We start from the raw sequence: 13595 nt of genomic DNA, 5'->3' as shown, positions 1-13595 counted from the left end.
AAAGTCCTTGTTTAGCGGACGGTCGCCCACAATAATAGTACGGCCGTTCGTTTTTAATTCTGGTCACATTAGAACGGTAAAAAAGCTATGCGAAAAGGCGAACAAACGCGAGCCGCGATTCTCGATGCAGCACTCGATCTGGCAAGCCGTGACGGACTGGAAGGTCTGACCATCGGCCTGCTCGCCGAGCGTATGCAGATGAGCAAGAGTGGAGTGTTCGCGCATTTCGGGTCGCGCGAGGATCTGCAGGTCGAGGTCGTACGCGAATATCACCGCCGCTTCGAAGAGGAGGTGTTCTTCCCGAGCTTGCGTGAGCCGCGAGGTCTGCCGCGCCTGCGCGCGATGATTTCCCGCTGGATCGAAAAGCGCATCCAGGAAGTCACGACCGGCTGCATTTATATCAGCGGTGCGGTCGAGTACGACGATCGCGCGGACAGCCAGGTGCGCGAGCAGCTGGTGGCGAGCGTGACGATGTGGCGAGCGGCGCTCACGCGCGCAATATCGCAGGCGATGGAAGAAGGGCATCTGCGGGCCGATACCGATCCGCAACTGATGCTGTTCGAACTGTATAGCGTCACGCTCGGTCTGCATCACGACGCGCGCTTCCTGCATCTGCCCGATGCGGTGCGTCTGACGTGGGCCGCGCTGGAAAAACTGATTAATTCGTATCAGAGCGAAAGCCGTTAGGCGCGTCGCCGGCTCCGCCGGCAACGCGCGGCGCCGAAAGTCCGTCGACGGACTCAGCCAGCGGCCTGGCTTCTTGTCAAACTTGGAGAGAGTCATGGGACAGTACGCCGCGCCGCTGCGCGACATGCAATTCGTGTTGCACGAACTGCTCAACGTCGAAGCCGAACTCCGGCAAATGCCGAAGCACGCGGATCTCGATGCCGACACGATCAACGCGGTGCTCGAGGAAGCCGGCAAATTCTGCTCCGAAGTGCTGTTCCCGCTCAACCATAGCGGCGATCAGGAAGGCTGCACGTACGTCGGCGACGGCGTCGTCACCACGCCGAAGGGTTTCAGGCAAGCCTATCAACAGTATGTGGAAGCCGGCTGGCCGGCGCTCGGCTGCGATCCGCAGTACGGCGGCCAGGGGCTGCCCGCGTTCGTCAACAACGCGCTGTATGAAATGCTCAATTCGGCGAACCAGGCGTGGACGATGTACCCGGGCCTGTCGCACGGCGCGTACGAATGTCTGCACGCACACGGCACGCCCGAGTTGCAGCAGCGTTATCTGCCCAAGCTCGTGGCCGGCACCTGGACCGGCACGATGTGTCTGACCGAGCCGCATTGCGGCACCGACCTCGGCATTCTGCGTACCAAGGCCGAGCCGAACGGCGACGGTTCGTACGCGATCAGCGGCACCAAGATCTTCATCTCGAGCGGCGAACACGATCTGGCGGAAAACATCGTGCACCTCGTGCTCGCGCGTCTGCCCGATGCGCCGAAGGGCACCAAGGGCATTTCGCTGTTCATCGTGCCGAAGTTCATCCCGAACGACGCGGGCGAACCGGGCGAGCGCAACGGCGTGAAGTGCGGCTCGATCGAACACAAGATGGGCATTCACGGCAACGCGACCTGCGTGATCAATCTCGACAACGCGAAGGGCTGGCTCGTCGGCGAGCCGAACAAAGGCCTGAACGCGATGTTCGTGATGATGAATGCCGCGCGTCTGGGCGTCGGTATGCAGAGCCTGGGGCTGACTGAAGTTGCGTATCAGAACTCGCTGACCTACGCGAAAGAGCGTCTGCAGATGCGTTCGCTGACCGGCCCGAAGGCGCCGGAGAAAGCCGCCGATCCGATCATCGTGCATCCGGACGTGCGCCGCATGCTGCTCACGCAGAAGGCCTACGCCGAAGCGGGCCGCGCGTTCTCTTACTGGGCCGCGCTGCATATCGACAAAGAGCTCTCGCACGCGGACGAAGCCGAGCGCAAGGAAGCGGCCGACCTCGTCGCGCTGCTCACGCCGATCCTGAAGGCGTTCCTGTCGGACAACGCGTTCGAAGGCACCAATCACGCGATGCAGATCTACGGCGGCCACGGCTTCATCGCCGAGTGGGGCATGGAGCAGTACGTGCGCGATGCGCGTATCAACATGATCTACGAAGGCACCAATGGCATCCAGTCGCTCGACCTGCTCGGCCGCAAGGTGCTCGGCGACATGGGCGCGAAGATGAAGAAGTTCGGCAAGCTGGTCGCCGCGTTCGTCGAAGGCGAAGGCATCAAGCCGGAAATGCAGGAGTTCGTGAACCCGCTCGCCGACATCGGCGAAAAGGTCCAGAAGCTGACGATGGAAATCGGCATGAAGGCGATGCAGAACCCGGACGAAGTCGGCGCCGCTGCGGTGCCGTATCTGCGCACCGTCGGCCACCTGGTGTTCTCGTACTTCTGGGCCCGCATGGCACGCATCGCGCTCGACAAGGAAGCGTCGGGCGATCCGTTCTACAAGTCCAAGCTTGCCACCGCGCGCTTCTACTTCGCGAAGCTGCTGCCCGAAACCGCGATGACGATCCGCCAGGCGCGCGCCGGTTCGAAGCCGATGATGGACGTCGAAGAAGCGTTGTTCTGACGCCGGCCCGTCACGCGAGGCGCCGCACGCTGCGCCGCCTCGCTGCCGTCACATTCTGCGCGAAGCCTGTCTGACGCTTCGCACTACCGCATAACTCCCCGGAGAAACGACGTGAGCAATCTGATCATTCGCAAGGTAGCCGTGCTCGGCGCCGGCGTGATGGGCGCGCAGATCGCCGCGCACCTGATCAACGCCAAGGTGCCCGTGCTGCTGTTCGACCTGCCTGCCAAAGAAGGCCCGAAGAACGCGATCGCGCTGAAGGCGATCGAGAATCTGAAGAAGCTGTCGCCGGCGCCGTTCGGCGTGAAGGACGACGCGCAATACATCCAGCCGGCCAACTACGACGACGACATCGCCAAGCTCGCCGAATGCGACGTGGTGATCGAAGCGATCGCCGAACGGATGGACTGGAAGCACGACCTGTACAAGAAAGTCGCACCGCATCTCGCGCCGCACGCGATCTTCGCGACCAATACGTCGGGTCTGTCGATCACTGCGTTGTCCGAAGGATTCTCCGACGAGCTGAAGGCGCGCTTCTGCGGCGTGCACTTTTTCAATCCGCCGCGCTACATGCATCTGGTCGAACTGATCCCGACCGCGACGACCCGCCCGGAAATCCTCGACCAGCTCGAAACCTTCCTGACCAGCGTGGTCGGCAAGGGCGTGGTGCGCGCGAAGGATACGCCGAACTTCATCGCGAACCGGGTCGGCATTTTCTCGATCCTCGCGGTGATTGCCGAGGCCGCGAAGTTCGGTCTGCGCTTCGACGAAGTGGACGACCTGACCGGCTCGCGGCTGGGCCGCGCGAAGTCGGCGACGTTCCGCACCGCCGACGTGGTCGGTCTCGACACGATGGCGCACGTGATCAAGACGATGCAGGACACGCTGCCGGACGATCCGTTCTTCCCGGTCTACGAAACGCCGGCCGTGCTGGCTGAACTGGTGAAGAAGGGCGCGCTCGGTCAGAAGAGCGGCGGCGGCTTCTACAGGAAGGAAGGCAAGGCGATCAAGGTGCTCGATCCGAAGACGGGCGAGTACGTCGACGGTGGCGCGAAGGCGGACGAGATCGTCGGCCGCATTCTCAAGCGTCCGGCTGCCGAACGTCTGAAGCTGCTGCGCGAAACGCAGCATCCGCAGGCGCAGTTCCTGTGGTCGATCTTCCGCGACGTCTATCACTACATCGCGGTGCATCTGGAGTCGATCGCCGACAACGCGCGCGACGTCGATCTCGCAATCCGTTGGGGCTTCGGCTGGAACGAGGGCCCGTTCGAAGGCTGGCAGACCGCCGGCTGGAAGCAGGTCGCCGAGTGGGTGCAGGAAGACATCGCGGCGGGCAAGGGTCTCGCGAACGTGCCGCTGCCGTCGTGGGTGTTCGAAGGTCCGGTCGCGGAGCAGGGCGGCGTGCATACCGCCGAAGGTTCGTGGTCGCCGGCCGCGCAGCGCTTCGTGCCGCGCTCGTCGCTCGACGTGTACAGGAAGCAGGTGTTCCGCGCGCCGCTCGCCGGCGAAACCGGTGCCGATCCGAAGACCTACGGCAAGACGCTGTTCGAAACCGACGCGGTGCGCGCATGGGTCGACGATCGCGCGGGCGAGGACGACGTGCTGATCGTGTCGTTCAAGAGCAAGATGAACACGATCGGACCGTCGGTGATCGACGGTCTGACGCAAGCGATCGAGCTGGCCGAAAAGGACTACAAGGGGCTGGTGGTGTGGCAGCCCACGTCGCTAAAGCTCGGCACGCCGGGCGGTCCGTTCTCGGCGGGCGCGAACCTCGAAGAGGCGATGCCCGCGTTCATGATGGGCGGCGCGAAGGGCATCGAGCCGTTCGTGAAGAAATTCCAGCAGGGCATGCTGCGCGTGAAGTACGCGAACGTGCCGGTGATCTCGGCGATCTCGGGGATCGCGCTCGGCGGCGGCTGCGAGCTCGCGCTGCATAGCGCGAAGCGGGTTGCGCACATCGAGAGCTATATGGGCCTCGTCGAAGTCGGTGTGGGTCTGGTGCCGGCCGGCGGCGGTCTGAAGGAAGCGGCGCTGCGCGCGGCCGAAGCCGCGGGCCAGGTCGGCGCGACCAGCGATCTGCTGAAGTTCCTGCAGAAGTCGTTCGAGAACGCGGCGATGGCGAAGGTCTCGGCGTCCGCGCTCGACGCCCGCACGATGGGCTATCTGAAGCAGTCCGATACGATCGTCTTCAACGTGTTCGAGCTGCTCGACGTCGCGAAGAAGGAAGCGCGCGCGCTTGCCGCCGCCGGGTACCGCGCGCCGCTGCGCGCGGTGGCGGTGCCGGTCGCGGGCCGCTCGGCGATCTCGACGATCAAGGCGTCGCTCGTGAACATGCGCGACGGCCGCTTCATCAGCGAGCACGATTTCCTGATCGCGAGCCGGATCGCCGAGGCGATCTGCGGCGGTGACGTGGAAGCGGGCAGCCTGGTCGACGAAGAGTGGCTGCTGCAACTCGAGCGCCGTGCGTTCGTCGATTTACTCGGCACGCAGAAGACGCAGGAACGGATCATGGGCATGCTGCAGACCGGCAAGCCGGTGCGCAATTAAGAGCGGCTGATCGCAACAAGACTGCATGGGGCGGGAATCGTTGGCGCCAAGCGCTAATCCCCGTCTGGCAACCAGTTGCATGGGACCAGAGTAAGCGCTAAAGCGCTAACCAGGCAACCCGTACATGGGACCAGAGTAAGCGCTAAAGCGCTAACCAGGCAACCCGTACATGGGACCAGAGTAAGCGCTAAAGCGCTAACTCTGGTCGACATAGGAGATTCAAATGGCAAAGCAATTGCAGGACGCATATATCGTCGCCGCGAGCCGTACGCCGATCGGCAAGGCGCCGCGCGGCATGTTCAGGAACACGCGCCCGGACGAACTGCTGGTGCACGCGATCAAGTCGGCCGTCGCGCAGGTGCCGGGTCTCGACACCAGCGTGATCGAAGACGCGATCGTCGGCTGCGCGATTCCGGAAGCGGAGCAGGGCCTGAACGTCGCGCGGATCGGCGCGCTGCTCGCCGGCCTGCCGAACACGGTCGGCGGCGTCACCGTGAACCGCTTTTGCGCGTCGGGTCTGACCGCGCTCGCGATGGCCGCGGACCGCATCCGCGTCGGCGAAGCGGACGCGATGATCGCCGGCGGCTGCGAATCGATGAGCATGGTGCCGATGATGGGCAACAAGCCGTCGCTGTCGCCGCATATCTTTGATCGCAACGAAGACATCGGCATCGCGTACGGGATGGGCCTGACCGCGGAGAAAGTCGCCGAGCGCTGGAAGATCAGCCGCGAAGCGCAGGACGCGTTCTCGGTCGAATCGCACCGTCGCGCGATCGCCGCGCAACAGGCCGGCGAGTTCAACGATGAAATCGCCGCGTACACGATCACCGAACGCTTCCCCGATCTGGCGACCGGCGAAATCCGCGTGAACACGCGCGAAGTGTCGCTCGACGAAGGTCCGCGCGCGGAAACCTCGCTGGAAGGCCTCGCGAAGCTGCGCGCGGTGTTCGCGAACAAGGGCTCGGTGACGGCCGGCAACAGTTCGCAGACCTCGGACGGCGCGGGCGCGCTGATCGTCGTGTCGGAAAAGATCCTCAAGCAGTTCAACCTGACGCCGCTCGCGCGCTTCGTCAGCTTCGCGGTGCGCGGCGTGCCGCCGGAAATCATGGGCATCGGCCCGAAAGAAGCGATTCCGGCCGCACTGAAGGCCGCCGGCCTGAAGCAGGACGACCTCGACTGGATCGAGCTGAACGAGGCGTTCGCCGCGCAGTCGCTGGCGGTGATCCAGGACCTCGGGCTGGACACGTCGAAGATCAACCCGCTCGGCGGCGCGATCGCGCTCGGCCATCCGCTCGGCGCGACCGGCGCGATTCGTGCTGCGACCGTCGTGCACGGGCTGCGTCGCCGTAACTACAAGTACGGGATGGTGACAATGTGCGTCGGCACCGGGATGGGCGCGGCGGGCATCATCGAGCGTCTGTAAGCGGGTGTCCAATGGTCCGCGCGGGGTGGGGTGCCAGCCGCGACGGACGACCCAACGGTTCGCAGGCCGCCCGGCTTGCGAGCCGTTTTTCACATTCAGCAGGAGCGAGACGAGATGGAACAAACGACGACGGACATTCTGGTCGAGCGCGCCGATGCGGTGCTGACGATCGCTTTCAACCGGCCCGGCAGGAAGAACGCGATCACCGCCGCGATGTATCAGACGATGGCCGATGCGCTCGTCGCGGCGCAAACGGATACCGCGGTGCGCGCCATTTTGATTCGCGGCAGCGCCGGTATTTTCAGCGCGGGCAACGATCTCGAAGACTTCATGAAGACGCCGCCGGTCGGCAATAACCCGCCGGTGTTCCAGTTCCTGCGCGCGCTCAGCTCGGCGGAAAAGCCGGTGGTCGCGGCGGTCGCGGGTCCGGCGGTCGGCATCGGCACGACGCTGCTGCTGCATTGCGATCTGGTCTACGCGGCCGATACCGCCAGTTTCTCGCTGCCGTTCACGCAGCTCGGACTGTGCCCGGAAGCGGCGTCCAGCCTGCTGTTGCAGCGCGTGGCCGGCTATCAGGCGGCGGCCGAAAAGCTGCTGCTCGGCGAGGCGTTCGATGCGGCTGAAGCGCACCGGATGGGCATCGTCAACCGGGTGCTGCCGGCCGCCGATGTCGATACGTTCGCGGCGACCCAGGCTGCGAAGCTGGCCGCGCTGCCGGCGTCGTCGCTGCGGATCACCAAGAGTCTGATGAAACGCGCGAGCCACCAGGAACTGCAGACGCAGATGGACGAGGAAGCGGTGCACTTCGCGAAGATGCTGCTCGCGCCCGAAGCGCGCGAGGCGTTCAAGGCGTTCTTCGAGAAGCGCAAGCCCGATTTCCGGCAGTTCGACTGACTCGCCGGGAGGCGGGCGCCGGGTTCAGGCGTGGGTGTCGTAATCGACGTAGCTCGATTCGCGGCAGAAGCTGACGAGCCGCACCCCGGCCTGACGCGCAATCGCGATCGCCAGCGACGAGGGCGCCGAGATCGTCGCGAGCATCGGCACGTCGACGCGCGCGGCTTTGCGCACCAGCTCGTAGCTCGCGCGGCTCGACATGAACACGAAGCCGTCACTCGTGTCGGCGTGCGATAACACCAGTTGGCCGATCAGTTTATCCAGCGCGTTGTGGCGGCCGACGTCCTCGAACGCGTAGCGGATCGCGCCTTGCGCGTCGCACCACGCGGCCGCGTGCAGGCCCCCGGTCAAACGGGTGAGTGCCTGGTGTTCGGGCAATGCGCGCGCGGCGCGCGCGATTGCATCGGGCGCGAGGCGTTGCAGAAAGCCGGTGTCGGGCACGCGCTGCGGCTCCAGATCGAGCAGATCGATGCTTTCGATCCCGCACACGCCGCAGCCGGTGCGCCCGGCGAGCGCGCGACGCTTTTCCTTCAGACCGACGAACGCCTGCTGCACGACCTGCAGTTGCACTTCGGCGTGCGGTAGCTCGCCATGATCGTGGAACTCGACTTCGATGTCCTGAATATCGCTGCCGCGCTCGACGATCCCTTCCGAAATCGCAAAGCCGACCGCGAACGCTTCGAGATCGCGCGGCGTGCACATCATCACCGCATGCGAAATGCCGTTGAACACCAGCGCGACCGGCCACTCCTGGCCGACGTGATCGCTGGCGGTTTCGACCGACGTGCCGCGATGGCGGCGCACTTCGAGTTGCAGCGCGCCGGGCTGTTCGGCGGGATCGCTGCCGTGCGCGCGGGCGGGGTCGCCGCCGGGCCGCGCGTGTTCGTGTTCGTTCAAGCTGCTTCACTCCTGTTCGGTGCCGCGCCCGCCGGCTGGGCCGCCGGCGCGCGGATAAGGTTCTAAAATACCTCAAGCGACGCCCGCACGCTGCCCGTCATCGAGAAGGAGCCTTGTCATGGGACTCAACGAAGCACCGCTTCTGTTCGACTTCGAAGTCGCGTCTTCGGAGAATTTCACCTATATCCCGATGTCGGTGCGCTTCAATCTCGACCGCTTCGGACTGCGCATCTCGCTCGCGCAATGGCAGCAATTGCCGCTCGAAGACCGTAAGCTGCTCGCGCGTTTCCCGGTCGATGAAGACACGCAGATCGAGCCGAATTTCGACCACGCGCTGTTCGAAATGCTGCGCACCCACGCGAACGTCGAACCGGAATGGTTCACGCCCGACGATGCGCCCGCATGGCGCCGGACCGATAGTGTGCCGGAAGGCGTCACCCATCAGGCGGGGCTGGCGGGTCTCGCCGCGCCGAGCGTCGCGCGCTGGGCCGAGCTGGAGCCGTTCAAGCGCTATGTGCTCGCGAAGCTGTCGCGCAAGCCGGAAGCCAACCATGACTTCGTTCCGGCGATGCGGGAGTTCGGTGCGGCCGGCTAGGTGCGGCTGGCTAGGCGCCCGCATAAAGCCAGGTGCGGCCGGCCAGGCGCGCCGCATAAATTTTTCCCCACCACCCTCAACCCGGCCCCGAACGCTGCCGATATCCAAAGGTTGGCGCGTAAAAGAATCGCGTCGCTGCGGCCCGCACGCACCGACAGGCGAGCGCGCGCTCCCGCCCTCGGAACGATCGACGTTCGGAACCCATGAATCCTCTCTTATCGAAGCGGCTACTGATCAATCTCGCGGTCGTGGTCGTCGCTGTCGGGGCCAACGCGTTCATCGCGTACACGCAGATTCGCGGGCAGCGCGATGCCGACGCCCGTCTGCAGCAATCGGCCAGCGTGCGCCAGAGCATCGACGCATATCGCGCCGCGCTCGATAACGGTCTCACCGCGCTGCGCCGGCTCAAGGCCGCGGGCGAGCCGGTGCCGCCCGCGGCGGCCGCTTCGATCACGACTGAGCTTGCCGGCCGCGAGCAGGTGTTGCGCGACGAACTCGCGAGCGAACCGCGCATGGCCGGCGCGCTGGCGAGCCTGAGCGCGGCGCGCCACGCGCTGCAACACGATCTCGAGGAAACGCTGCGAAAAAACGCGAGCGCCGTGGCGGTTGCCGCCAACGCGGCATCGAACATGGCGCCGAACGCCACGCCGGAAGCGAGCCTCGACGCCGCGCCGACCGAGATTCCTCGCGCGACACCGAATCCCCTCCCAGCCGTCCCCGCAAGCGCCGCCGGGACCGCTACCGCCGCCACCGCCACGCCCATCCGCCCGCGGCTCGCCCCCGCGCTCGCGCGCATCGAAGCCGCGCTCGCGGTGCTGCGCGACGAGGAGAACCGCGCGTTACAGAACTCGCTCGCGCGCTCGGCCAGCGACAGCGAACGCGCGCTATTCGTGCTGATCGTCGCGATGCTGGCCGGCAGCACGCTGCTGCTGCTGACCTTCGGCGTGCGCGAGAGCAGCGCGCGCGAAAAGCTGCGCAGCGTCCGCGCGCTGGTGCGCAACGACGATCGCTTTCGCAGCATGTTCGACGATCACTCGGTGCCGATGTACATCTTCGATCGCAACACGCTGCGCTTTCTGGCCGTCAATGCGGCTGCGATCGAGCAGTACGGTTACGCCGAAAGCGAGTTTCTGAACATGACGATCCGCGCGATCCGGCCAGGTAGCGAGATCGCGCGCCTCGAAATGCATCTGCAGCGCAGCGCCACGCTGCGTCAGGGGCACACCATGGCGGGTATCTGGCGGCACCGGCGCAAGGACGGTTCGCTGATCAGCGTCAACGTGTCGTATCACTCGCTCAATTTCGCCGGCTGCGACGCGCAGTTCGTGCTGGCCGACGACGTCACCGACCAGATCAACGCGGAAGCCGAGGCGCTGCGTTCGAGCCAGATGCTCGAAGCGGTGATCGACAACATCCCGCAGCGGATCTTCTGGAAGGACCTGAATTCGCGTTATCTCGGCTGCAACATGGCGTTCGCGCGCGACGCGGGCCTCGCGTATCCGGAGCAGGTGGTCGGCAAGAGCGACGCCGAGCTGCCGTGGCGCGCGTTCACCGCGCTCTTTACCGAGCACGATCGGGAAGTGGTCAGCACCGGGGTGCCGAAGATGAACTTCGAGGTCGACTTCGTGATCGACGGCGAACATCGCACCACGGTCACGAGCAAGCTGCCGTTCACCGACAACGACGGTCAGGTGATCGGCGTGCTCGGCTCGTACACCGATATCACCGAGCGCAAGCGCGCCGATCTCGCGCTGCGTCTGCAAAGCCGCGCGCTCGACGCGAGCGTCAACGCGATTCTGATCACCGCGCCGTCGCCGGCGGGCAATCTGATCGAGTACGTGAACCCGGCGTTCATGCGGATCACCGGCTACGATCCGGCCGAAGTGATCGGCCACGACTGCCGGGTGCTGCAACGCGACGACCGCGATCAGGAAGGAGTCGCGCTGATTCGCGAGGCGCTCGCGGCGAACCGCGAGGTCAGCGCGGTGGTGCGCAATTATCGTAAGGATGGCGCACTATTCTGGAATCAGCTGTTCATCGCGCCGGTGCCGAATGCCGAAGGCGTGATCACCCATCACATCGGCGTGATCAACGACGTGACCGAACTGATGCGCTATCAGGAACAGCTCGAATATCAGGCCAATTACGACGAGCTGACCCGGCTGCCGAACCGCAATCTGCTGCGCGACCGGCTCGAACATGCGTTGGTGATCGCGCAGCGCCATCACAGCGGCGTGGCGGTCGTGTTCCTCGATCTCGACGGCTTCAAGAACGTCAACGACAGCCTCGGGCACAGCGTCGGCGACCGCTTGCTGAGCGTGGTCGCCGAGCGGCTCGCGCGCTGCTCGCGCACCAGTGACACAGTCGCGCGCCACGGCGGCGACGAGTTCGTGATCGTGATGACCGACACCGTCGATGAACAGTCGCTGATCGCATGGATGGAGCGGGTGCGCGCCGCTATTTCGGAGCCGGTGTGGCTCGACGGCACTGAGTTGTATGTCGGCTGCAGCATGGGCGCGAGTCTGTACCCGCAGGATGGCGACGACGCCGAAACACTGATGAAGAAGGCCGACGTCGCGATGTATCGCGCCAAGGACATGGGCCGCAACACGTTCCAGTTCTATCAGCCGGAGATGAACGCGAGCGCGGGCGCGCGCCTGAATCTCGAACGCCGCCTGCGCCGCGCGCTGCGCGATAACGAATTCCTGCTGCACTATCAGCCGCAGGTCGATATCGGCAGCGGCCAGATCGTCGGCATCGAGGCGCTGGTGCGCTGGCACGACCCGGAGGTCGGGCTGGTGCCGCCGTCATCGTTCATCCCGCTTGCGGAGGAAAGCGGGTTGATCGGCCCGCTGTCCGAGTGGGTGCTGCGCGAGGCGTGCCGGCAGAACAAGGCGTGGCAGCAGCAGGGGCTGCCGCCCGCGCGGGTGTCGGTGAATCTGTCGGCGCGGGTGTTCCAGCAGCGCGATATCGCCAAGCTGGTGATGCAGGTGCTCGCCGAAACCGGGCTCGAACCGAAGTATCTCGAACTGGAACTGACCGAGAGCACGATCATGCGCAACGCGGAGGAGGCGGTGTCGATGCTCAACGAACTGCACGCGCTCGGCATCGGTCTCGCGATCGACGACTTCGGCACCGGCTATTCGAGCCTCAGCTATCTGAAGCGCTTCCCGGTCGACCGGCTGAAGATCGACCGCTCGTTCGTGTCGGACATCGGTATCTGCGGCGACGACGAGACGATCACGTCGGCGATCATCGCGCTCGCGCATTCGCTGAAGTTGCAGGTGATCGCCGAGGGCGTCGAGACGTCGGCGCAGCTCGACTTCCTGAAGGCGCGCGCGTGCGACGAGATGCAGGGCTTTTACTTTGCGAAGCCGCTGTCGACCGAGGCGATTTCGGAGCTGCTGCACGGCGGCCAGGTGCGCGAGCTGGAGCCGGCGTAAAAAACAGGGCGCCACGGGGCGCCCTGTTTTGCTTCGGATCGCTCAACCGCCGTTCACTCCGGCGGCGTGTCCTTGAATACCGCGAGGCTTTCCGCGTGCGCGGAAAACTTCTCCAGCCGCGGATGCGCGGCCTTGCTGACCATCTCCGGCAGCATCATGTGCGTGAACTGCCACGCGACCGCAACCGCCACTTCCGCTGCGGTGAACTGCTCCTGGCGCTCGGGCAACGGTGCGGCGGCCAGCTCGCGTTCGAGTTCATCGAAAGCGGCGAGCAGTTGCGCGCGCACCCGTTCGAGCCACGGTTCATGCCGCTTCTCGGCCGGCCGCAGATTGCGTTCGTAGACGATCTGCACGGCCTTTTCGTCCGCGGCGAGCGCGAGGCCGGTCAGACGCGCGGCGCGCAATGCCGCGTCGGGGGCGGTTGGGAACAGCGGCGTCGGACCGCTGAGCGTCGCCAGATACTGCAGGATCACCGTCGAATCCATCAGCGTGGTGCCGTTGCCGGTGATCAGCGTCGGCGCCTTGACGACCGGGTTCAGCGCCTTGAACTGCTCGTAAGTACGGAATACCGAAATCGACTCGTGAGCGAATTCGAGCCCCAGCAGCTTCATGCAGATGGCGACGCGCCGCACGTACGGCGAGTCGAGCATTCCGATCAGTTTCATCGCATTCCCGTTCGAAGATAGACAGCGAGCGCCCGGACCCCGGGCGCGGGGCAAATCAGATCTGCTCAGTCCAGCACCGGCAGCGCGCGCGGGCGGCGGTCGCTGTCGGTGGCGACGTAGGTGAGGATTGCTTCGGTGACCTTGACGACTTCCTGGGTGAGGCTCATCCGCTGCGCGTAGACCTCGACCGACACCGTAATCGACGTATTGCCGGTCTTGACGATATCCGCGTAAAAGCTCAGCAGATCGCCGACGAACACCGGCTGCTTGAACAGGAACGAGTTGACCGCGATGGTCGCGACCCGGCCGTTCGCGCGGCGGCTGGCCGGAATCGAGCCGGCGATGTCGACCTGCGCCATGATCCAGCCGCCGAACACGTCGCCGTGGATGTTCGCATCCGACGGCTGCGGCATCACGCGCAGCGCGCAGGGTTTGGACGGAAGTTGAAGAAGCTCGCTCATCGGGACATCCTTAGGGATTCGGGTTCACGCGGGTGGTTGCTGCGTGGTGATTGTCGTATCGGCCGGAAAGGACCGGCCTTATCAGTGTCGAGTGTCGCGCG

10 protein-coding genes are annotated in these 13595 nt (G+C 65.1%); 7 read left to right on the top strand and 3 right to left on the bottom strand.

Going from position 1 to position 13595, the window contains the following annotated elements; translation table 11 throughout:
• The first annotated feature begins 87 nt into the window (after window positions 1–87).
• The 5 genes from LJ656_RS05255 (at window position 88) to LJ656_RS05235 (ending at window position 7433) form a co-directional block, all read left to right on the top strand.
• Window positions 88–687 (top strand): TetR/AcrR family transcriptional regulator, encoded by a 600-nt coding sequence (locus LJ656_RS05255; RefSeq protein ID WP_230508211.1) that lies wholly within the window; start codon window positions 88–90, stop codon window positions 685–687.
• A 94-nt stretch (window positions 688–781) separates the two neighbouring features.
• On the top strand, window positions 782–2569 hold the full coding sequence (locus LJ656_RS05250) for an acyl-CoA dehydrogenase C-terminal domain-containing protein (RefSeq protein WP_230508210.1): 1788 nt from the start codon (window positions 782–784) through the stop codon (window positions 2567–2569).
• A 111-nt stretch (window positions 2570–2680) separates the two neighbouring features.
• The gene (locus LJ656_RS05245; protein ID WP_230508209.1) at window positions 2681–5116 is read left to right on the top strand and encodes a 3-hydroxyacyl-CoA dehydrogenase/enoyl-CoA hydratase family protein; all 2436 of its coding nucleotides are present in this window, start codon (window positions 2681–2683) and stop codon (window positions 5114–5116) included.
• 223 nt (window positions 5117–5339) lie between these two features.
• Window positions 5340–6539, top strand: coding sequence for an acetyl-CoA C-acyltransferase (locus tag LJ656_RS05240; protein WP_230508208.1), 1200 nt, complete (start codon window positions 5340–5342; stop codon window positions 6537–6539).
• A gap of 114 nt (window positions 6540–6653) precedes the next feature.
• The gene (locus LJ656_RS05235) at window positions 6654–7433 is read left to right on the top strand and encodes an enoyl-CoA hydratase (RefSeq protein WP_230508207.1); all 780 of its coding nucleotides are present in this window, start codon (window positions 6654–6656) and stop codon (window positions 7431–7433) included.
• A 24-nt stretch (window positions 7434–7457) separates the two neighbouring features.
• Here the strand turns inward: LJ656_RS05235 and fdhD are convergent, their stop codons facing one another.
• On the bottom strand, window positions 7458–8330 hold the full coding sequence (fdhD, locus tag LJ656_RS05230) for a formate dehydrogenase accessory sulfurtransferase FdhD (protein ID WP_425605902.1): 873 nt from the start codon (window positions 8328–8330) through the stop codon (window positions 7458–7460).
• Window positions 8331–8448: 118 nt separating this feature from the next.
• Here fdhD and LJ656_RS05225 point away from each other — a divergent pair, with 118 nt between their 5' ends.
• Both LJ656_RS05225 and LJ656_RS05220 read left to right on the top strand, forming a co-directional pair.
• On the top strand, window positions 8449–8925 hold the full coding sequence (locus LJ656_RS05225) for a nitrate reductase associated protein (protein ID WP_075295390.1): 477 nt from the start codon (window positions 8449–8451) through the stop codon (window positions 8923–8925).
• Between the two features lie 203 nt (window positions 8926–9128).
• A complete protein-coding gene (locus LJ656_RS05220; RefSeq protein ID WP_230508206.1) occupies window positions 9129–12368 on the top strand; it encodes a sensor domain-containing protein in 3240 nt (1079 codons plus the stop codon).
• A gap of 53 nt (window positions 12369–12421) precedes the next feature.
• Here LJ656_RS05220 and LJ656_RS05215 read toward each other — a convergent pair whose 3' ends face one another.
• Entirely contained in the window at window positions 12422–13033 is a 612-nt protein-coding gene (locus LJ656_RS05215) for a glutathione S-transferase family protein (protein ID WP_230508205.1), read from the bottom strand.
• Between the two features lie 65 nt (window positions 13034–13098).
• Window positions 13099–13494, bottom strand: coding sequence for an acyl-CoA thioesterase (locus tag LJ656_RS05210; protein WP_230508204.1), 396 nt, complete (start codon window positions 13492–13494; stop codon window positions 13099–13101).
• Between the last annotated feature and the right edge of the window lie 101 nt (window positions 13495–13595).

The sequence above is a fragment of the Paraburkholderia sejongensis genome (genome assembly GCF_020880815.1).
GTDB lineage: Bacteria > Pseudomonadota > Gammaproteobacteria > Burkholderiales > Burkholderiaceae > Paraburkholderia > Paraburkholderia sejongensis.
This window is presented reverse-complemented; position numbering and strand designations above follow the sequence as displayed.